Consider the following 19164-nt stretch of genomic DNA (forward strand, 5'->3'; position numbering starts at 1 on the left):
GAGTCCGGGATCAGCTTGTCCAGATCAAGATCAACCTCGCTCGGCGCGAGGTCGGCGGGCAGGTCGAAGGTGGTCGGTTCGTCCAGGTTGTTGCTGGGCAGGTACGACAGCAGCGCGCGCACGTAGTCGATCGCGTCGTCCTCGTCGCTGGCCAGGTAGTGCGCGTTGCCGCTGCGGGAGTTGTGCGTGCGGGCTCCGCCCAGCTCCTCCATGCCGACGTCCTCGCCGGTGACCGTGCGGATGACGTCCGGGCCGGTGATGAACATGTGCGAGGTCTGGTCGACCATCACCGTGAAGTCGGTGATCGCCGGGGAGTACACCGCGCCGCCCGCGCACGGGCCCATGATCAGCGAGATCTGCGGGATGACGCCGCTGGCCCGGACGTTGCGGAAGAAGATGTCGGCATACAGGCCGAGCGCGACGACGCCCTCCTGGATGCGGGCGCCGCCGGAGTCGTTGATGCCGATGATCGGGCAGCCGATCTTCATGGCCAGGTCGAGCACCTTGACGATCTTGGAGCCGAAAACCTCGCCCAGCGAGCCGCCGAACACGGTGAAGTCCTGCGAGAACACGCACACCTGGCGGCCGTCGACGGTGCCGTGCCCGGTGACCACGCCGTCGCCGTACGGGCGGTTCTTCTCCAGGCCGAAGGCGGTCGAGCGGTGCCGGGCCAGCCCGTCGAGCTCGACGAAGGAGCCCTCGTCGAGCAGCATGTCGATGCGCTCACGGGCGGTCTTCTTGCCGCGGGCGTGCTGCTTCTCCACCGCGCGGGCCGAGCCGGCGTGCACGGCCTCGTCGGTGCGCCGTTCGAGGTCGGCGAGCTTGCCGGCCGTCGTGTGGATGCCATCCTGCTGCGTCACGTCCTGCTGCGCCGTCACGATGCCCCGCCCTCCGCTCGCCCACGCACGCCGCCCGCCAGGCGGCATTCACGCCGCGGAGATCGTATCCAGGGGCCCGCGCACCCCTCGCGGTGCCCGTATGCGGGGGCGCGGCAGATAGGACGTTTCGCACTCAATGCCCCATTCGTTACATCCCCCGTGACGACATGGATGACCCCCGTCGGCGTGGCGTTGATCGTCGGTGGCATCACCACGCTCATCGTCTTCCGCGCCGCCCTCTTCCGCAGCGCTACCGGAGACCAGCGCCCCGGCGAGCACGGCGAGGCCCGACGCCGAGCCGGCGCGGACTCGGAGTCGCGTGCGGCGGGCCGACGATCGGGCGCGGAGTCGCGTCCGGGGGGTCGGCGCTCGGGCACGGAGTCGCGTGCGGCGGGCCGGCGCTCGGGTGCGGAGTCGCGTGCGGGGGGTCGGCGTTCGGGCAGCGAGGGCGCGTCTGCGGGCGGGAGCGGTGATGCCGGCGCCGTGCTCCGGCAGGGCGGGAGTGGCGATGCTGGTGCCGTGACCGGCAAGGGCCGGGGCGGTGATGCTGGTGCCGAGACCCGCAGGGGCGGTAGTGGCGATGCTGGTGCCGAGACCCGCAAGGGCGGTAGTGGCGATGCTGGTGCCGTGGTCCGGAAGGGGCGGGGCGGCAATGCCGCCGCTGCCGGGTCGGTTGAAACGTCCGCGGCTATCGCTGCCGGTGGCCGGGGTGCGGCGGTCGCGAAGGAGTCGAAGTCCGGCACCAGGGTCAAGAGGACGGGCCGCCGTGGCGCGGAACAGGCCCAGGCCGAGCGGCCCGCCCGAGCCAGGTCCGAAGCCGCGGACGTGGGCAGCCCCGGGTCCGATGCGGACCAGGGGCGGCAGGACGGGCCGGCTTCGCGGCACAGCGGAGCGGGTTCGCGGCGCTTCTGGCCAACCTCGGGTGCGTCCGCGCCGGAGCAGGCATCGGGTGCTTTCGCGGCGGCCCAAGACGTGCCGGAACGCACACCGAAAGCTCTCGCCACGGCGCAGGAGCAGCTGTCCCGCTTCGAGGGCGCGGCGGCGCCAAGGCAGGTCGGGCAGGAACGTGCCGACCCGGGACCGCGGCAGGACCGGTCGTTGTTCCGCCGGTTCGTCGGTGGTGAAGCAGGCGGTGAATTAGCCGGTGAAGCAGCCGGTGAAGCAGGCCGTGAGGTGGGCCGTGATGCAGCCGGTGAAGCGGTCGGTAGCGCGATTCGTGATGCGGTCGGCGGTGTGGGCGGCGGCCCGTCGGGGTCGGTAGTGCCAACGGGCTCGGGCGCGCCCACCGACGTCCGGCTGCCGGCCCTGGGCCTGCCCATGGCCATGGAGGAGGCGGACGACCCGGGTGAACCCGCGGACCAGGGCGGCGACCCGGAGCTCGACATCGACCAGGATCTGGACCGCGCCGCGGACCCGATGCGCGTGGACGAGCGGTCCCGCGCCCTGGAACTCCCCGGTCTGGGCCTGCCGTGCGCCGACGACCTGCGTGCCGGCTACGCCGCCGACCGGGACACCGACATGTCCGGCCCGTTCGACGCGGTGGACGGCACCGGCGCGTTCTCCGGCCTGTTCGCCGACGGCGCGCTGGACGACGCCGACGAGACCGGTCTGGTGCCGGCCACCGAGACGGCCGGCGAGGGCTGGGCGGAGCGCACCGGCCTGCGGTACGGCGACCGGGTCGAGGGCTGGATCCGTCCGCGGTACGAGGATGAGCCCGAAGCGGTCGCCGGCGAGTACTGGACCCCCGTGCCGGTGGGCTCCTACGAGACCGAGTACGGCTGGCCGACCCCGGTGGAACGGATCCCCGAGATCCCGCCCTACCCGACGGCGGTCGGTTTCGACGCACCGGTGGCAGTCGAGGCGGAGCCGACGAAGCCCGTGCCGCAGTGGCCGCCGCCGCGTCCCGACGCCCGGATCGAGCTGCCCCGCTCCTGGTCGCAGCGGAACGACAACTCCGTCGACCGCGACAGACCGATGGCGGGCCGCCCAGCCGACGACACGGTTCCGGATCATGACGCCGAACCGCCCCGGACCGAACGATTCGCCGACCGGATTCCGGACCCCGCCCCCAGCCCGTCGCGGACTGGCCGGTTCACCGACGGCGCGTCGGATGCTGCTGGCGACCTGTCGCGGGCTGGTCGGTTCGCCGACGGGGTGCCGGCCGCTGCCGCCGATCAGTCCCGGCGCGGACTGGTCGGCGGGCCGGTCAGCGGGCCAGGCGGCGGACCGGGCACCGACCGGGGACACACCTACGCGGCCAGCGAGGAGAGCCTGGAAGGCCCGATCTGGACCGTCCCCGACATGCCCGAAGCGGCCATGCCGGACCTCACCTGGTCCCCGGAAGCGGCCACCGACGACGCCTCCCCCCGCCGTGTCCGCCGCCCGGCCGTCATGATCCGCCGCCGGCGTGGCACCGGGCCGGCCGGCGCCCCGCCGGCCGACGAGGCCACCCAGGCGCTGCCGCCGATGGAACTCACCCACCCGGACCAGCGCGCCCGCCCCCGGCCCCGCCCACGCCCCGGCAACGGCCAGCAGGAACCGCGCAGCACTGTCTATGTGAGCCGGCATGCGGCCGAACCGAGCTGACGCGCCCGAACCCGAGCCGGTGCGGCCGAACCGGGCCGCCGCGCCGAACCGAGCTGAGCACGCCGGGATTGAAGGGCCCGCGGCGCGCGCCGCGGCCAAGGGTGGGCCGTCTAGGCTGGGTTGATGGCCTCCTCGCCCTACACGGACCTCGATCGGCCGCCGCTGGGTGAGCGGTCGCTGCAGCGAGCGCTCATCGTGCCCGGCGGGTTCTGGCAGCGTTTGGAGATCTGGGCCGAGACCGGCTCCACTAACGCCGATGCCGCGGCCGCCGCCGCTGCCGGCGCCGCCGAGGGGCTCGTAGTGGTGGCCGAGCGCCAGGTCGCCGGCCGGGGCCGGCGCGACCGGCAGTGGGTCTCGCCGCCGCGGGCCGGGCTGACGCTCAGCTTCCTGCTGCGGCCCGGTGCCGCCGACGCCGAGCGGGGCTGGGCGCCGGCGCCGCAGCGCACCTGGGGCTGGTTACCGCTGCTCGCCGGGGTGGCGCTGCTGGAGGCCGTGCAGCGGCTGGCCGAGGTCGACGCCGGGCTGAAGTGGCCGAACGACCTGTTGCTGACCACCGCGGCCGGCGAGGCGAAGACGGCCGGCATCCTGGCCGAGGCTAGCGGGGACGCGGTGGTGGTCGGCATCGGCCTGAACGTCACCACCCGGGGCGACGAGCTGCCCGCCACGACCGGGCTGCCGGCCACGTCGTTGCAGGTCGCCGGCGCCAAGTCCACCGATCGCGATCCGCTGCTGCGGGCGCTGCTGCGGGGCGTCGCCCGGTGGTACGCCGGCTGGCGTGAGGCCGGCGGCGACGCCGAGATGTGCGGGCTGCTGGCGGCGTACCAGCGGGACTGCGCGACGATCGGGCGGGACGTGCGGGTGCTGCTCCCCAACGACCAGGAGTTCACCGGCACGGCGACCACGGTGGACAGTGACGGGCAGCTCGTGGTCCGTACGGCTGACGGCGAGCGGCGAGTCTCGGCGGGTGACGTTCTGCACGTACGCTGAGCGCGTGGCTTTCCCGGACGAGGTGCTGACCGACGAGGAAGAGGTCGTCCTCCACCAGCATCCGCACGCGCGGGCGGCCGTACGCCCGGTCCTGGTCCTGCTGGTGGCCCTGGCCGCCGTGCTCGGGGTCTGGATCATGTTGCCGCCGACGACCGGCGGCCTGATCGGCGTGCTGGTGGTCGGTGCCGTCGCTCTGTTCATGGGGCTGACCCGTGGGGTGTGGCCGCTGCTGGTGTGGCGCAGCACCCACTACGTCTTCACCGACGAGCGGATCCTGCTGCAGGACGGGGTGATCGCCCGGGAGCGCCGGGATCTCCCGCTGAACAGGGTCAACGACCACGTGATGAGCCAGTCGCTGCTCGACCGGCTGCTGGGCTGCGGCACGTTGCGGATCGACTCGATCGGCGACCGGAGCGCGGTGCTCGTCGCCGTGCCACACGTGCAGCATGTGCAGACGCTGCTCTACCAGCTCATCGAGACCGACCGGGAGCTGCACGGCGACGAGCACGAGGAGGACGAGCCGGAGCCCGAGCCCGCGCCGATCCGCGGCCGGCGGCGCTGAGGATCAGACAGCTCGCCGCTGGGCGTCGATCTCCTTGGCCAGCTCCTCGTCCAGGCTGCCGTCCGCCTCGGCGCTGAGCTCGGCCAGCCCGGCCACCACGTCCAGCTCGGCCACCGTGGCCTCGTGGCCGTCGACGGGCGGCTTGAGGAAGACGAAGGTGCGGTAGGCCCAGAAGCGGAAGATCGTCGCCACCGCGATGCCGAGCAGCGTGACCCCCATGAACAGGATCTCGTCGTGCTCCTCGGTGAGGCCGAAGCCGTACTTGCCGATGGTCACCGCGCCGGACTGGATGATCATGCCGACCAGGTTGAAGCCGAAGAACAGCGTGTATTCCCGGCGCAGGGCGCTGCGGGTGTGGTGGCGGTATGTCCAGTATCTGTTAGCCAGGTATGCCAGCGTCGTCGTGACGACGGTGGCGACGACGCTCGCCTTGACGGCGCCGATGGGCAGCAATGCCCAGGTGATCGCCATGTAGAGCAGCGTGTTCGCGGCGCCGATCGAGCCGAAGGCGAGAGCCTCGGGGGCGAGGTGGCGCAGGCGTTCCGCCAGCGAGCGGGCTGAGGACATTGGGCAACCTTACGGGGGGAGTGGGCGCGGACAGCGGAGCCTGAAGTGCGGTGACTCCGACATCACATTCGCGGGACGGCGCGCGGCGCGGGCGGGGGCGCGGACGGCGGCGTGGTCGCGGACGCCGGGGCGGGCGCCTCTGCCGGCGACGCGGGGACCGTCGGCTCCGGGACCAGGGCGCCGCCGAACACGAACCGGCGGTAGGACCAGAAGCGGAACAGGGTGCCGACGGCGGTGCCCACCAACTGACCGGAGATGTTGTCCGCCAGCGGGGTCTGGAACTCGGGCCAGAGCGCGCCCAGGCCGTAGTGGCTGATCGCCAGGCAGGTCAGCCCGATGCCCAGGCCGACCCCGTTGAGCAGGAAGAACAGCGTGTACTGCCGGGCCATGTTGGTGTGCTCGCGGTGCCGCCAGGTCCAGAACCGGTTGCCGATGAACGCCACGGTCGTGGCCAGCACGGTGGAGATGGTCTTGGCGAGCAGCGACTCGAAGCCGGTCTGCAGAAGCACGTTGAACAGGGTCAGGTCGATCGCGAAGGCGATGCTGCCCACCGTGCCGAACTTGCTCAACTCGCGAACGAGTGCACCGAAGCGTGCCCGCAGCGCGGGCAGGAAAGCGGCAGGCACGGACCCGAGAGTACCGGTGCCGGTCACTGCCCGCCGTTTTCGTGAGCGACTCTTAACCCTTCCGCCGCAGCATGATCCCGCTGCCGGTACTGACGGTGACCGCGTTGATCAATTTCCGTGATCTCGGCGTGTCGTCCCCGGCAGCCGGCGCAGTAGGCGAGGTGGGCCTCGAGCCGGACGGCGACGCGCGCGGAGATCCGGCCCCGGACGTGCCCGCCGAGCCGGTCGCCGGTCCACCGGCACTCGGGCGGGTCGGTGTCGGCCACGTGTTGCTGCAGGTAGAGCCGGCGCAGACCCTCCCGGGCCCGGTGGGCGAGCACCGCGACGGCGTTCGGGGTGAGGCCGAGTTGCGGGGCGACCTCCGCCGGGCTGGCGCCCTCGACCTCCGTGCGCCACAGCACGTCCCGCCAGCGGTCCGGCAGCGCCCGGAACGCCTGCGCGGCGTAGGTGCGTTCGAGCCGGTCGAGGGCCGGGTCCAGGAACGGCTCGCCCTCGTCGTAGCGGGTCAGGTCGTCGGTGAACTCCAGCCGGCGGTCCCGCCGGGCCCGGTGGTAGCAGACGTGCCGGAGGGTGGTGTGCAGGTAGGCGCGGAACGCCACCAGTGGCCCACGGCCGGCTCGCAGGCTGGCGAAGACCCGGGCGAACGTCTCGGCGACCAGGTCGTCGACGTCGGCGGGGTCGTGGACCAGCCCGTACGCCAGCGCCCGGGCCGCGGCCCGGTGGCGCTGGTAGAGGACGCCGTACGCGGCGGTGTCGCCGGCGCGGACGGCGGCCAGCAGGTCGGTATCGGGGTCGCTGGCCGGGGTCGTCATTCCTGCCTCCTGTAGCCGGGAGTGGGAGGAAAGCCCGAGTAGCGGTCAGCTTAAGACGTTTCGTCCGTTTTGTGAAAGTGGGCCGCCAGCCCGGGCGGGGTGGGCCCGAGGCGGCGGGATGCGCGCTTGTGCGCCAAGCGACGAAGAATCAATCGTGATTGCGCACGGATGCCGAAGTTTGTGCGGTTGTCCACAGGATTCACCGATGAACTGAACGTCCCCCCGGCTTAGGCTGATGTGACTCCCGTGACATCAGCCGGTCCTCCGGCTTGATTCGTCACAGGTCAGTGCCGACCGAAGGGAATCACATGTCAGTTCCCCCCACTGCTCACGCCAAGCTTCTGACCTGGGTGGACGAGGTTGCCGCCCTGACCACGCCGGACCGCGTCGTCTGGTGCGACGGTTCCGACGAGGAATGGACGCGACTCACCGACGCGCTCGTCGACGGCGGCTCGCTGGTCCGCCTCGATTCCGCCAAGCGGCCCAACTCCTTCTGGGCCCGCACCGACCCGGGTGATGTCGCCCGGGTCGAGGAACGCACGTTCATCTGCTCCGTCGATCCCGCCGACGCCGGTCCGACCAACAACTGGACCGCGCCCGCCGAGATGAAGGCGACGATGACGGAGCTCTACCGCGGCTGCATGCGCGGGCGGACCATGTACGTCGTCCCGTTCTGCATGGGCCCGCTCGACTCGCCCAGCCCGATGTTCGGTGTGGAGATCACCGACAGCGCGTACGTGGTCACGTCCATGAAGATCATGACCAGGATGGGCACCGCGGTCCTGGCCGCGATGGGCGCCGACGCGGACTTCGTGCCGGCGCTGCACTCGGTCGGCAAGCCGCTGGCCGAGGGCGAGGCCGACGTGCCCTGGCCGTGCAGCGAGACCAAGTACATCTCGCACTTCCCGGAGACCCGGGAGATCTGGTCGTACGGCTCCGGCTACGGCGGCAACTCCCTGCTCGGCAAGAAGTGCTTCGCCCTGCGGATCGCCAGCGTCGCCGCCCGCGACGAGGGCTGGCTCGCCGAGCACATGCTGATCATGAAGCTGACCTCGCCCGCGGGGACGGTCCGCTACATCGCCGGCGCGTTCCCCTCGGCCTGCGGCAAGACCAACCTGGCCATGCTCGAGCCGACGCTGCCGGGCTGGAAGGTCGAGACCGTCGGCGACGACATCGCCTGGATGCGCTTCGGCGAGGACGGGCGGCTCTGGGCCACCAACCCGGAGTATGGACTGTTCGGGGTCGCGCCCGGCACCGACGAGCACACCAACCCGAACGCGATGCGCACCCTGGCGCGGGGTAACTCGGTCTTCACCAACGTGGCCCGCACCGACGACGGCGACATCTGGTGGGAGGGCATGGGTGAGCCGCCCGCGCACCTGATCGACTGGAAGGGCAACGACTGGACACCGGAGTCCGACTCGACGTCCAGCCACCCGAACAGCCGCTTCTGCACGCCCATCAACCAGTGCCCGATCCTCGCCCCGGAATACGACGACCCGCGGGGCGTGCCGATCGACGCGATCCTGTTCGGCGGCCGGCGCAAGACGACGGTCCCGCTGGTCACCGAGGCCCGCGACTGGGTGCACGGCGTCTACTTCGGCGCGACGCTGTCGTCGGAGACCACCGCCGCCGCGGTCGGCCAGGTCGGCGTGGTCCGCCGGGACCCGATGGCGATGCTGCCGTTCATCGGCTACCACGCCGGCGACTACTTCAACCACTGGATCGAGATGGGCAAGGCGGCCTCCGGCGACGCCGAGAAGCTGCCGAAGATCTTCTACGTCAACTGGTTCCGCCGCGACGCCGACGGCGGCTTCCTCTGGCCCGGCTTCGGCGAGAATTCACGGGTCCTCAAGTGGATCGTCGAGCGCCTCGACGGCACCGGTGACGCGGTGGAGACGGCGATCGGGCACGTGCCGGCCCCGGGCGCGCTCGACGTCAGCGGGCTGGACATCAGCCCGGCCGACCTGGCGGCCGTGCTGCGGGTCGACACCGACGAGTGGCTGGCGGAGATCCCGCAGGTCGAGGAGTGGTTCGCCAAGTTCGGCGACAAGCTCCCGACCGTGCTCTGGTCCGAACTCGACGCTCTGAAGTCCCGCTTGAACGCCGGCTGACACCCCGCGCCCGCCTCGCGAATGAGGCGGGCGCGGCCTGGGTACCTTCAGCCCCGTGACCTCCGTTGAGCTGCGACCGCCCGTGATCCGTGCGCTGACCTGGCTGCTGGTCGCGACGGCGGCGGCCACCGCGGGGGTCGAGCTGCTCAATTTCTGGTACGCGCCCGAGCAGGGTTTCGGGCTCGCCGTCCGCACCGGCTGGGCGCTGCTGCGTACCCTCGCCTGGTTGATCCTGATCTGGCACGTGCGCCGCAGCCGCGCGGTCTCCCGGCCGCTGGGTCTGATCCTCGCCGTCACCACCGTCTTCGCCGTCGGCCGCCTCGTCGTGCCCCGGGACGGCGCGCCGCCGGTGGCCGGCCTGGCGGGTTTCGGCGTGCTTGCCCTGCTCTGCGCGGCGGTCGTGGTGCTGCTCTACCGGCATCCCACCGTGCGCGGGCACCTGGTCCGGTATCCGAACAAGCTGGTCGCGACCAGGCAGGGGCTGGAGTGGCGGGAAGCGGCGCCGCGCCGCCCACCGGTCGCCGCCTGGGTGCTGACCGCCCGGGTCGCCGCGTTCACCTACAGCCCGCTCATCCTGGTGCCCGCCGTGATCTCGGTCGGCGAGCTGGGCAGCAGCCCGGAGTACATCCTGGCGGTGGTCTTCTGGATCTTCATCGGCATCGGCGCCAGCTACGCCGTGCTGCTGACCACGTTCTTCCTGCAGCGCGGCAAGGCATGGGCCCGGCAGCTGATGGTCTGGGTCAGCCTGGGCGTGCTCGTGATCGACCTGCCGCTCTGCTACCTGCTGCTCGGCGCGGACGGGCTGATCCGCGACGGCGCACCGCTGGTCGCCGCCGCCCTGCTGGCCTGCTACGCGGTCTGGCGCGCCGGCCGCACGGCCGCGGCCACCGACTCTGCCGCCGCCGCGGCCGCGGCACCGGCATGACCGGCCGCCCCGGCCGGCGTGGAAGTGGCGCGTGCCAATGACCAGCCGGGCGTGGAAGTGGCGGGAGCCAATGACCAGCCGGGCGTGGAAGTGGCGGGAGCCCATGACCGGCCGGGCGTGGTGGCGGCGTGGGCGGACGATGTCGGCTCGTGGCGGTCGGTTGCGGAGGGGCGCGGGCGGATGAGCGTCGAGCGGGTCGATGTCGCGGTGGTCGGAGCCGGGCCTGCCGGCGCGGCTGCGGCGCTGGCGGCCCGCCGGGCCGGCGCGTCGGTGCTGCTGTTGGACAAGGCCGACTTCCCCCGTGACAAACCCTGCGGTGACGGCATCGCGGCCGACGCCTTGGACGTGCTCGCCGGGCTCGGGGTCACCGGCGTGACCGACGGTTACCCGGCGGTGGAACGACTGCGGCTGGTCGCGCCCGGCGGCGCCGAGGTGGCCCGGCCCCTGCCGCGCCCGGCTTACACGGTGCCGCGCAAGGTGTTCGACGAGCGGTTGGTGCGTGCCGCCGTCGAGCAGGGTGCCGAACTGCGCCGGCACACCGTCCGCGACGTCCGGGCCGACCGGGACGGCGTCACTCTCGACGACCGGGTCCGGGCCCGGGTGGTGATCGGCGCGGACGGGGCCGGCTCGGTGGTGCGGCGCGCGCTCGGCCACCCGGTCAACCCGGACGGTCACCTGGCCATCGCGATCCGCGGATACGCCGCCGCGATCGGCACCGAGCAGGTCATCCGGACCACCGGGGCGCGCTGGCCCGCGTACGCGTGGTCGTTCCCGATCGGCGACGGCAGCGCCAACGTGGGCTACGGCGAGGTGCTGCGCGGGACGCCGCTGACGAAGGCGTACCTGCTGACCCGGCTGGCGGAGCTGCTGCCCGGCGGCGCGCCGGCCGGCCTGCGGGCCCACCACCTGCCGTTGTCCACCCACCGGCCGCCGCCGGCCCGCGGCCCGGTGCTGCTGGCCGGCGACGCGCTGTCGCTGATCAATCCGTTCACCGGCGAGGGCATCTTCTACGCGGTGCTCTCCGGCGCGCTGGCCGGCGAGGCCGCCGCGGCCGGGCCGGACCGGGCCGCCGGGCTGTACCGCGCCGCCTTCGCCGGCCGGCTCGGCCGGCACCTGCGGCACTCGGGCCTCGCCGCGGTGCTGACCCGTCGGCCGGCCGTGGTCGACGCCGCAGTTCGGGCGGCACGCCGAGATGGTGCGGTTTTTCGACCGAATGGTGGAGCTGGGCCTGGGTGACGGTGTTTTCGATCTTCGCACGATCGGACGCATCGGGGCCGCGATGCTCTCCGGAGCCGACTCACCCTCTTGAGTCCCGGCGCGCGCTGGATAGGCTTGCGGGGATGACTCTGCGGTCCCTGGTCTACTCGCTGTACGAACGACGGCTCGCCGGCAAGCTCGCCGGCCGGCCGGTGCCGCAGCATGTCGGGGTGATGTGCGACGGCAACCGTCGCTGGGCCCGCGAGATGGGCTACGTCGACCCCAACGACGGGCACCGGGTCGGCGCGGTGCGGATCAAGGAGCTGCTCGGCTGGTGCGACCAGGCCGGGATCAAGCACGTCACGCTCTACCTGCTGGCCACCGACAATCTGCAGCGGGCCGCCGCCGAGCTGGACCCGCTGGTCAAGATCATCGAAGACCTGGCGACGGAGCTGGCCGAGGACGGCAACCCGTGGCGGCTGCGCATCGTCGGCGCGCTCGACGTGCTGCCCGCGCCCACGGCGACCGTGCTGAAGGCCGCCCAGGAGCGCACACAAAATCGCATCGAGGGCGTCGAGGTCAACCTGGCGGTCGGCTACGGCGGTCGCCGGGAGATCACCGACGCGGTGCGCTCGCTGCTCTACGAGCAGTCCGCGGCCGGGCGCACGCTGGAGGAGCTGGCCGAGGTGCTCGACGTCGAGCACATCGCCGAGCACCTCTACACCCGCGGCCAGCCGGATCCCGACCTGGTCATCCGCACGAGCGGGGAGCAGCGGCTGTCCGGCTTCCTGCTCTGGCAGTCGGCGCACTCGGAGTTCTACTTCCACGACGCGAACTGGCCGGACTTCCGCCGGACCGACTTCCTGCGGGCTCTGCGCTCATACGCGGGCCGTCAGCGTCGCTACGGCGCCTGAGAGCGTTCAGCGCCAGCACCCCGATCACGATCGTGATGCCCGCCCATTCGCGCGGGCGCAGCGCCTGGCCGAGCAGCGCCAGCCCGGCCAGCGCCGCCAGCACCGGGTGCACGCTCATGAACATCCCGAACAAGCGCGCCGGCACGCGGCGCAAGGCGATCAGATCGAGCGCGTACGGCAGTGAGCTGAGCACCCCGGCCCCGGCGGCATACCCGAGTCCCGCGGCGCCGAAACGGCCCTGTGCGACAAGGATCACAGCCACCGGCAGATAGCCCAGCGCGGACACCGCGGTCGCGACCGCGGTCGCCTGAATCCCCGGCACCCGCGCCCCCAACACCCGGTTGAGCAGGATGTACGCGGCCCAGCCGGCCGCCGCGAGCAGCGCGTACCCGATACCGGCGTAGTCGCTGGACGGCCCCGGCAGCACGAGGACGTAGACGCCGGCCCCGGCCGCGACCGCGCAGCCCAGGTCGAAGCGGGTCCGGGAGCCGGCCAGCGCCAGCGCGAGCGGGCCGAGCACCTCCAGGGTGACGGCCAGCCCGAGCCCGATCCGGTCGATCGCGGTGTAGAGGCTCAGGTTCATCACCGCGAAGGTGCCGGCGAGCAGCAGCATCGGCCACCACTGCGGCCAGGTGAAGCGGCGCGGGTCCGGGCGGGCCACCGCGAGCAGGGCGGCCGCGGCCACGAGCTGACGTACCGCGACAACGCCGGCCGGGCCGACCGAGGCGAACGCGTGCGCGCCCACCGCCGCGCCGACCTGGTTGCCGGCGGCGCTGCCGAGCATGATGGCCAGACCGCCGAGCCGGGAGGATCTCATGACCTCCAGGCTTCGCGGCGGCGGCCGGGAACAGAAATACCGAGACCGCGAGATCTATACGCTGAACGTATGGATGTGCGGGTGGGTCAACTCCGGGCCCTGGTCGCGGTCGTCGACGCGGGCACGTTCACCGACGCCGCCGCGGTGCTCGGAGTCTCGCAGGCCGCCGTCTCCCGCTCGGTCGGGGCGCTCGAACAGGCCCTCGGCACCCGGGTGCTGCAGCGGACCACCCGGCACGTCGCGCTGACGCCCGCCGGCGCCCGGATCGTCGCCCAGGCCCGGCGCATCCTCGAAGAGGTCGCCCACCTGCAGCGAATCGTCACCGAGCCGAGCACCGAGGTGCGGGTCGGCTACGCCTGGGCGGCGCTGGGCCGGCACACCCGGCGGCTGCAGAAGGCGTGGGCGGCCGCGCATCCTCGCGTGCCGCTGGTGTTCGTGCAGGTCAACGACCCCACGGCCGGGCTGAGCAGCGGTGCGGCGGACCTGGGCGTCATCCGCCGCGCGCTGGACGACCCCCGGTTCGCCACCGCCGAGATCGGCGTCGAGTCCCGGTATGCCGCCGTCGCCACCGACAGCGCCCTGGCCCGTCGGCGCACGCTGCGCGTGGAGGATCTGTCGCGCTGCACCGTCGCGATGGACAGCCGCAACGGCACCACCACCCCGCAACTGTGGCCGCCGGACTCCCGGCCCGCCTCGATCCGCGAGACGACCGCGGTCGACGAGTGGCTGACGCTCATCGCCGCCGGGCAGGCCGTGGGCATCACCGCCGAAGCCACGGCGTACCAGTATCCGCGGCCGGGGGTCGCCTACCGGGTGCTGCGGCGGGCCCCGACGATCTCGGTGCGGCTGGCCTGGTGGCGCGACGATCCGCCGGATCAGCTCGACGAGGTGGTCGACCTGGCGCGAACCGCCTACGGCTGGTCAGCGGGGGAAGGCGCGCAGGGCGTCGGCGAGGAAGCCGGCGACAGCCTCGGGTGACTCCAGGGTCAGGTCGGCGGCGCTGGAGACCTCCGCGCCGGTCTCCGGGTTGGCCACCGCCACGCACATGCCGAAGAAGTCGGGATCGACCGCCTCGCGGGCGCGCAGCGCGTCGAACGCCTTGATGTCGGACATGTCATCGCCGAAATACCACGCGCAGCGGGCGTTCAGCACGCTCTCGCTGATCACCATGCCCTTGTCCTGGTCGACCGGCGGCTTGAGCTCGACGACCATCCGGCCACCCTGGACCCGCAGGCCCAGGCGCTCGGCCTGCTCGTGACCCCAGCGCTCGACCGTCTGGGCGAGCTGCGGCGCGGTGCGGTAGTGCAGGGCCACCGAGAGGCGCTTGTATTCCACCAGGATCTGCGCGGGCAGCTCAGTCTTGGCCCGCTCGGCCAGGTCTGCCATCGCGGGGACCCAGGGCAGGGCGGCCGGCTCGGTGACCACCTCGCCGTCGTGCCACACCTCCAGGCCGTACAGGCCGTAGAGGTCGACGTGGGTCAGCGACTCGAAGCGCGAGCGCAGGAAGCTCACCGGGCGGGCCGAGACGATGGCCACCCGGGCGACCGCGCCGGCCAGCTCCTCCAGCACGCCCAGCACGGACGGAACCGGCTGGGAAGCATCGGGATCGTCCGTGACGGGCGACAGCACGCCGTCGAAGTCGAAGAAGAGAGTCGTTTCCGCGGCCCGGGAAGCGGTGAACTGCCAGGCTTCGGCGGCGCTCAGCGGGTGCGTGGGACGCGCGTGTTGCGGCTCGGACTCAGGCACAAGTCCCAGCCTACCTGGCGTCAGGCTCTTCGCACGTCGGCGTAACGGAGCGGAATTGGCGTAACACGCGGGTACTACCGCCGGTGGCGGTTGGCAGCTAGCGTTCTAGTCATGGCACGGGGTCATCCCGGGCCAACCGGTCGGCCCGGACCTGCGACAAGAGCGCCACGGGGCCCCGCATCCCGGCTCCGTGCCAGGCACGGGCGCCGGACGTGGCGGACCGCGGGTGGACGGGTTGCACGCCCGCTGGAGCAGGCCTGTGACATCTCGCCGTACTGACGCCGGGGCTTCGCAAGACCCGGCCGCCACCGTGTCCAGCAGTCGTGCCGGGACGGGACGCAGGTCGTCCCGCGATCGGCACACAGACGCGGAGCCCGCCCCAGCGGGGCGGGTTTTCGTTCTGGACACCTCGGTCCTGCTGTCCGACCCGGCGGCGTTCCGCCGGTTCACCGATCATGAGGTGATCATTCCGCTCGTGGTGATCTCCGAGCTGGAGGACAAACGCCACCATCCCGAGCTCGGCTGGTTCGCCCGGCAGGCGCTGCGCATGCTCGACGAGCTGCGCATCAAGTTCGGCCGGCTCGACCACCCCGTGCTCTGCAACGACGAGGGCGGCACGATGCGCGTGGAGCTCAACCACGCCGATCAGAGTGTGCTGCCGCAGGGCTTCCGCAACGACTCGAACGACACCCGGATCCTGTCCGTGGCGCTCGGGCTGGCCGCGGACGGCCGGGACGTCACGCTGGTGAGCAAGGACATGCCGCTGCGGGTCAAGGCCGCCTCGGTCGGCCTGACGGCCGACGAATACCGGCACGGCCAGGCCAGCGACCCGACCTGGGTGGGCATGGCCGACCTCAAGCTGTCGGAGGAGCAGGTCAGCCAGCTGTATGCGGGCGACGAGCTGGAGCTGGAGGAGGCGGACGCGCTGCCCTGCCACACCGGCCTGGTGATCCACTCCGCCCGCGGTTCGGCGCTGGCCCGGGTCAACCCGGACAAGACCGTGCGCCTGGTTCGCGGCGACCGGGAGGCGTTCGGGCTGCGCGGCCGCTCGGCGGAGCAGCGGATCGCCCTGGACCTGCTGCTGGACGAGTCGATCGGGATCGTCTCGCTGGGCGGCCGGGCCGGCACCGGCAAGTCCGCGCTGGCGCTGTGCGCGGGCCTCGAGGCGACCATGGAGCGCAACCGCCACAAGAAGGTCATCGTCTTCCGCCCGCTATACGCGGTCGGCGGCCAGGAGCTCGGCTATCTGCCGGGCAGCGAGTCGGAGAAGATGTCGCCCTGGGCGCAGGCGGTCTTCGACACGCTCGGCGCGGTGGTGCACGCGAACGTGATGGAGGAGGTCATGGCGCGTGGCCTGCTCGAGGTGCTGCCGCTGACCCACATCCGGGGCCGGAGCCTGCACGACGCGTTCGTGATCGTTGACGAGGCGCAGTCGCTGGAACGCAACGTGCTGCTCACGGTCCTGTCCCGGATCGGCCAGGGCTCGCGGGTGGTGCTCACCCACGATGTCGCCCAGCGCGACAACCTGCGGGTGGGCCGGCACGACGGCGTGACGGCGGTGATCGAGGCGCTGAAGGGTCACCCCATCTTCGCCCATGTCACCCTGACGAGGTCCGAGCGTTCGCCGATCGCAGAGGTCGTGACCGATCTGCTGGAGGACATCCCGCAGTAACGCTCCGTTATCGGCTGAGGCGGGGACCCCGGGGTCCCCGCCTCACGCTATGAAGAGAGCTAGCTACGCAAAGTAAGGTATTGGCTACCTCGAAAGTGCGGGAAAAGGCGGGCTTTTGCCCGGAATAACTACCGAACATCCTGTGATTCATTTCACAGGTGCGCGTCGTCATTTCACATCCACTTCACCGTGCGCCATGGTGGCTGGCGAGCATCAATCGTGTGGCCCGGCAGGTTGAAGATCGACTTGGCAGTCACCGTGACCGGCGGAAGTCGGCTGGTCACGCGGCCCGAGGGGGCCGTCGATGCTCGCGGCGGGAAATGTCGCCGGGATTCGTCCCGGTGAATTCCAGCCGCGTCATTGCCCCCTACGAAGGGATACTTCGTGAATCGGCTCTGGAGCCGGGTCGGCATCCGCGTGGCCTCGGTGGGCCTGCTTGTCGCAGGCGTGATCGGCGGGGTCTACCTCGGTCAAGACCAGGAAGTCCAGGCGCAGAGCGCCCAGGTCGGTCTCATCGTCCAAGCGGACGCGGATGAGATGCAGCTGCTCAAGGAGCGGCACGGCCAGCACGCGGCGGCTCGCGCGTACCAGCGTCAGGCGGAAGGTGTGGCTGCCGCCAAGGCGGCCGCGGAGGCCAAGGCCGCGGCGGGCAAGGCCCGCACGGTCGAGAAGAAGCTGATCGCCGAGAAAGCGGCGGCCGAGAAGAAGGCGGCGGCCGAGAAGAAGGCCAAGTCCTCCGGCTCCGGCAGTTCCGGCGGGACGGTGCCCTACACCGGCGAGATTCCGGCCTCCTGCGACGAATACAGCGGCAACCGGGCGACCGGCTGCGCCCTGATGCTCGATGAGGGTTTCAAGATCGACCAGTTCCCGTGCCTGGACAAGCTGTGGAAGAAGGAAAGCGGCTGGAACCACCGCGCCGAGAACCCCAGCTCGGGCGCCTACGGCATCCCGCAGTCCCTGCCGGGTTCCAAGATGGCCTCGGAGGGCTCGGACTGGAAGACCAGCCCGGCGACCCAGATCAAGTGGGGCCTCGGTTACATCAAGGGCCGCTACGACACCCCGTGCAACGCGTGGTCACACTCGCAGAACACGGGCTGGTACTGATCCCGGCGTGACAAATGGGGTGCGCGTTTCGGCGCGTACCCCATTTGCCGTTACCGGCCGTGATCAAATGTCGGAATGGTACGGAAAGTCGCCTCGATGGTCCTGCTCGGGATGCTCGCCTGCGTTCTCTCCGGGAGCCAGATAGCCGCCCGGGCCGCAGCCGGCACCGAGCCGATCCGCGAGGTCGTCGGCGGCAGCCTGGCGCCGGCCGGCCGGTTCCTGTGGATGGTGCGGCTCTCGATGGGCTGCGGCGGGGTGCTCACCGCCCCCGGCGTCGTGCTCACGGCCGGTCACTGCGTCGCCGGCACCGGCCGGGACCGCAGCATCGGCGTGCTCGCCGGCACCACCGACATCAGGTCCGGCGCCGCCATCAGAGCGCACTCGGTCGCGGTCATCCGGGCCGGCGGCTTCCGCGAGGAGACCCGCGGCGACGACTGGGCGCTGATCAAGCTGGACCGCGAACTGAACCTGCCGGTGCTGGACCTCAGCCACGGCGGCGCCGACGAGGCCGGCCCGCTGACCATCCTCGGGTGGGGCCAGACCCGCGAGGACTCGCTGCAGCAGGTGCACAAGCTGCGGTACGGGACCGTGTACGCGGTGGGCGACAAGAAGTGTGCCCAGGCGTACCGCAAGATCGGGGTGCGGCTCGTGGAGGACGAGTCGATCTGCGCGGCCGGGCGGGGGGTCGACACCTGTCAGGGCGACTCCGGCGGGCCGATGGTCCACCAGACGGCGGACCATCGATGGGTGCAGGTCGGCATCGTGAGCTTCGGCCTCGGCTGCGCCCGCCGCAGCTATCCCGGCGTCTACACCGAGGTCTCGAAATTCCACGCTGACATCCGCGCGGCGACCCGACAGCTCACCTAGCGAAGTCGCATGGGCTTCCGCCGCGGGTCGGCACAGCTGAACGCGTCCATTCCACCACCCTGAGTTGGCGGGGCTGGCGTCCATCGGCGACCATCGGGGAATGAGCTACCCCGGCGAACGCGAGGATCAGGCGGCCCGATTCGGCACCGAGGCGTTCTTCGCCTCCATCGGCCGGGCGTTCTTGGCGATGTGCGCGGTCATCCCGGTGCTGTTCCTGATCGAGGCGATCGACGTCGGCATCGGCTCCGGCCGGCTCGACGTGGCGGGCGGCATCATCCCGCACCGCATCAGCGGCCTGGACGGGGTGATCTTCAGCCCGTTCCTGCACGCCGGCTGGGACCACCTGTACGGCAACAGCATTCCGCTGATCCTGGTCGGCACGTTCGCCCTGGCCGGGGGCACCCGCCGCTTCCTCTGGTCGACGCTGGTGATCGTGCTGGTCAGCGGCTTCGGGGTGTGGCTCATCGGCGACCCGAGCAGCGTCGTGGTCGGCGCCAGCGGGGTCGTCTTCGGCTACCTGGGCCTGCTCTTCGCCCGCGGCTTCGTGGAGCGCAGCTGGTGGAACCTCGGCGTGGCCGCGTTCATCGGGCTGCTCTACTGGTATCAGCTCTACAACGTGCTCCCGACCGACCAGCCGATCTCCTGGCAGGGGCACCTGCTGGGCATGCTCGGCGGCGTGGTCGCGGCGATCCTCTTCCGTCGGCGCCGGCCGCGGCCGACCCCGGCCGTCTACGGCCCGGGCAGCACGCTCAGCGACATCTGAGTCCACCCGCAGCGGAAAACCCGTGCG

Annotated in this window: 16 protein-coding genes and 2 pseudogenes; 12 read left to right on the forward strand and 6 right to left on the reverse strand. The window is 71.8% G+C overall.

Annotated features, from left to right (window positions below):
- Window positions 1-860 (reverse strand): acyl-CoA carboxylase subunit beta (locus tag DMB66_RS34200; RefSeq protein ID WP_305026159.1); only part of this gene is annotated, 860 nt, incomplete at its 3' end.
- A 1278-nt stretch (window positions 861-2138) separates the two neighbouring features.
- Between DMB66_RS34200 and DMB66_RS34205 the strand changes: the two genes are divergently transcribed.
- The 3 genes from DMB66_RS34205 (at window position 2139) to DMB66_RS34215 (ending at window position 5013) form a co-directional block, all read left to right on the forward strand.
- Window positions 2139-3464, forward strand: a complete 1326-nt coding sequence (locus tag DMB66_RS34205; protein WP_125808262.1) for a hypothetical protein — start codon at window positions 2139-2141, stop codon at window positions 3462-3464.
- Window positions 3465-3587: 123 nt separating this feature from the next.
- Window positions 3588-4451, forward strand: a complete 864-nt coding sequence (locus DMB66_RS34210; protein WP_125808263.1) for a biotin--[acetyl-CoA-carboxylase] ligase — start codon at window positions 3588-3590, stop codon at window positions 4449-4451.
- Between the two features lie 4 nt (window positions 4452-4455).
- Complete coding sequence (locus tag DMB66_RS34215) at window positions 4456-5013, forward strand: PH domain-containing protein (RefSeq protein WP_125808264.1); 558 nt, start codon at window positions 4456-4458, stop codon at window positions 5011-5013.
- 3 nt (window positions 5014-5016) lie between these two features.
- On the opposite strand, the gene DMB66_RS34220 is transcribed toward DMB66_RS34215, so the two are convergent.
- The 3 genes from DMB66_RS34220 to DMB66_RS34230 all read right to left on the reverse strand — a co-directional run bounded on the left by DMB66_RS34220 (window position 5017) and on the right by DMB66_RS34230 (window position 7018).
- A complete protein-coding gene (locus DMB66_RS34220) occupies window positions 5017-5580 on the reverse strand; it encodes a GtrA family protein (protein ID WP_125808265.1) in 564 nt (187 codons plus the stop codon).
- A 62-nt stretch (window positions 5581-5642) separates the two neighbouring features.
- Window positions 5643-6233, reverse strand: a complete 591-nt coding sequence (locus DMB66_RS34225) for a GtrA family protein (RefSeq protein WP_125808266.1) — start codon at window positions 6231-6233, stop codon at window positions 5643-5645.
- Window positions 6230-7018 (reverse strand): sigma-70 family RNA polymerase sigma factor, encoded by a 789-nt coding sequence (locus DMB66_RS34230; RefSeq protein WP_125808267.1) that lies wholly within the window; start codon window positions 7016-7018, stop codon window positions 6230-6232. The genes DMB66_RS34225 and DMB66_RS34230 overlap by 4 nt, the downstream gene beginning before the upstream one ends.
- 308 nt (window positions 7019-7326) lie before the next feature.
- Here DMB66_RS34230 and DMB66_RS34235 point away from each other — a divergent pair, with 308 nt between their 5' ends.
- The 4 genes and pseudogenes from DMB66_RS34235 (at window position 7327) to DMB66_RS34250 (ending at window position 12168) form a co-directional block, all read left to right on the forward strand.
- Entirely contained in the window at window positions 7327-9132 is a 1806-nt protein-coding gene (locus DMB66_RS34235; protein WP_125808268.1) for a phosphoenolpyruvate carboxykinase (GTP), read from the forward strand.
- Between the two features lie 55 nt (window positions 9133-9187).
- Complete coding sequence (locus tag DMB66_RS34240; protein WP_125808269.1) at window positions 9188-10057, forward strand: hypothetical protein; 870 nt, start codon at window positions 9188-9190, stop codon at window positions 10055-10057.
- Window positions 10058-10237: 180 nt separating this feature from the next.
- A pseudogene (locus DMB66_RS34245) lies at window positions 10238-11366 on the forward strand (NAD(P)/FAD-dependent oxidoreductase).
- Window positions 11367-11397: 31 nt separating this feature from the next.
- Window positions 11398-12168, forward strand: a complete 771-nt coding sequence (locus tag DMB66_RS34250; protein WP_125808270.1) for an isoprenyl transferase — start codon at window positions 11398-11400, stop codon at window positions 12166-12168.
- A 19-nt stretch (window positions 12169-12187) separates the two neighbouring features.
- On the opposite strand, the pseudogene DMB66_RS64310 reads toward DMB66_RS34250, so the two are convergent.
- Window positions 12188-12985: pseudogene (locus DMB66_RS64310) on the reverse strand (DMT family transporter); the annotation flags it as partial.
- Between the two features lie 69 nt (window positions 12986-13054).
- On the opposite strand from DMB66_RS64310, the gene DMB66_RS34260 reads away from it, so the two are divergent.
- On the forward strand, window positions 13055-13963 hold the full coding sequence (locus DMB66_RS34260; protein ID WP_125808271.1) for a LysR family transcriptional regulator: 909 nt from the start codon (window positions 13055-13057) through the stop codon (window positions 13961-13963).
- On the opposite strand, the gene otsB is transcribed toward DMB66_RS34260, so the two are convergent.
- Entirely contained in the window at window positions 13907-14731 is an 825-nt protein-coding gene (otsB, locus tag DMB66_RS34265; protein WP_125808272.1) for a trehalose-phosphatase, read from the reverse strand. The genes DMB66_RS34260 and otsB overlap by 57 nt on opposite strands.
- 259 nt (window positions 14732-14990) lie before the next feature.
- Here otsB and DMB66_RS34270 point away from each other — a divergent pair, with 259 nt between their 5' ends.
- From DMB66_RS34270 to DMB66_RS34285, 4 genes are all read left to right on the forward strand, one after another.
- Window positions 14991-16403 (forward strand): PhoH family protein, encoded by a 1413-nt coding sequence (locus DMB66_RS34270; RefSeq protein ID WP_125808273.1) that lies wholly within the window; start codon window positions 14991-14993, stop codon window positions 16401-16403.
- Window positions 16404-16787: 384 nt separating this feature from the next.
- Window positions 16788-17507: a lytic transglycosylase domain-containing protein gene (locus tag DMB66_RS34275; protein WP_125808274.1), complete on the forward strand. Its 720-nt coding sequence runs from the start codon at window positions 16788-16790 to the stop codon at window positions 17505-17507.
- A 75-nt stretch (window positions 17508-17582) separates the two neighbouring features.
- On the forward strand, window positions 17583-18374 hold the full coding sequence (locus DMB66_RS34280; RefSeq protein ID WP_125808275.1) for a serine protease: 792 nt from the start codon (window positions 17583-17585) through the stop codon (window positions 18372-18374).
- Between the two features lie 100 nt (window positions 18375-18474).
- The gene (locus DMB66_RS34285; RefSeq protein WP_125808276.1) at window positions 18475-19137 is read left to right on the forward strand and encodes a rhomboid family intramembrane serine protease; all 663 of its coding nucleotides are present in this window, start codon (window positions 18475-18477) and stop codon (window positions 19135-19137) included.
- The last annotated feature ends 27 nt before the right edge of the window (window positions 19138-19164 follow it).

The organism is Actinoplanes sp. ATCC 53533 (genome assembly GCF_003947245.1).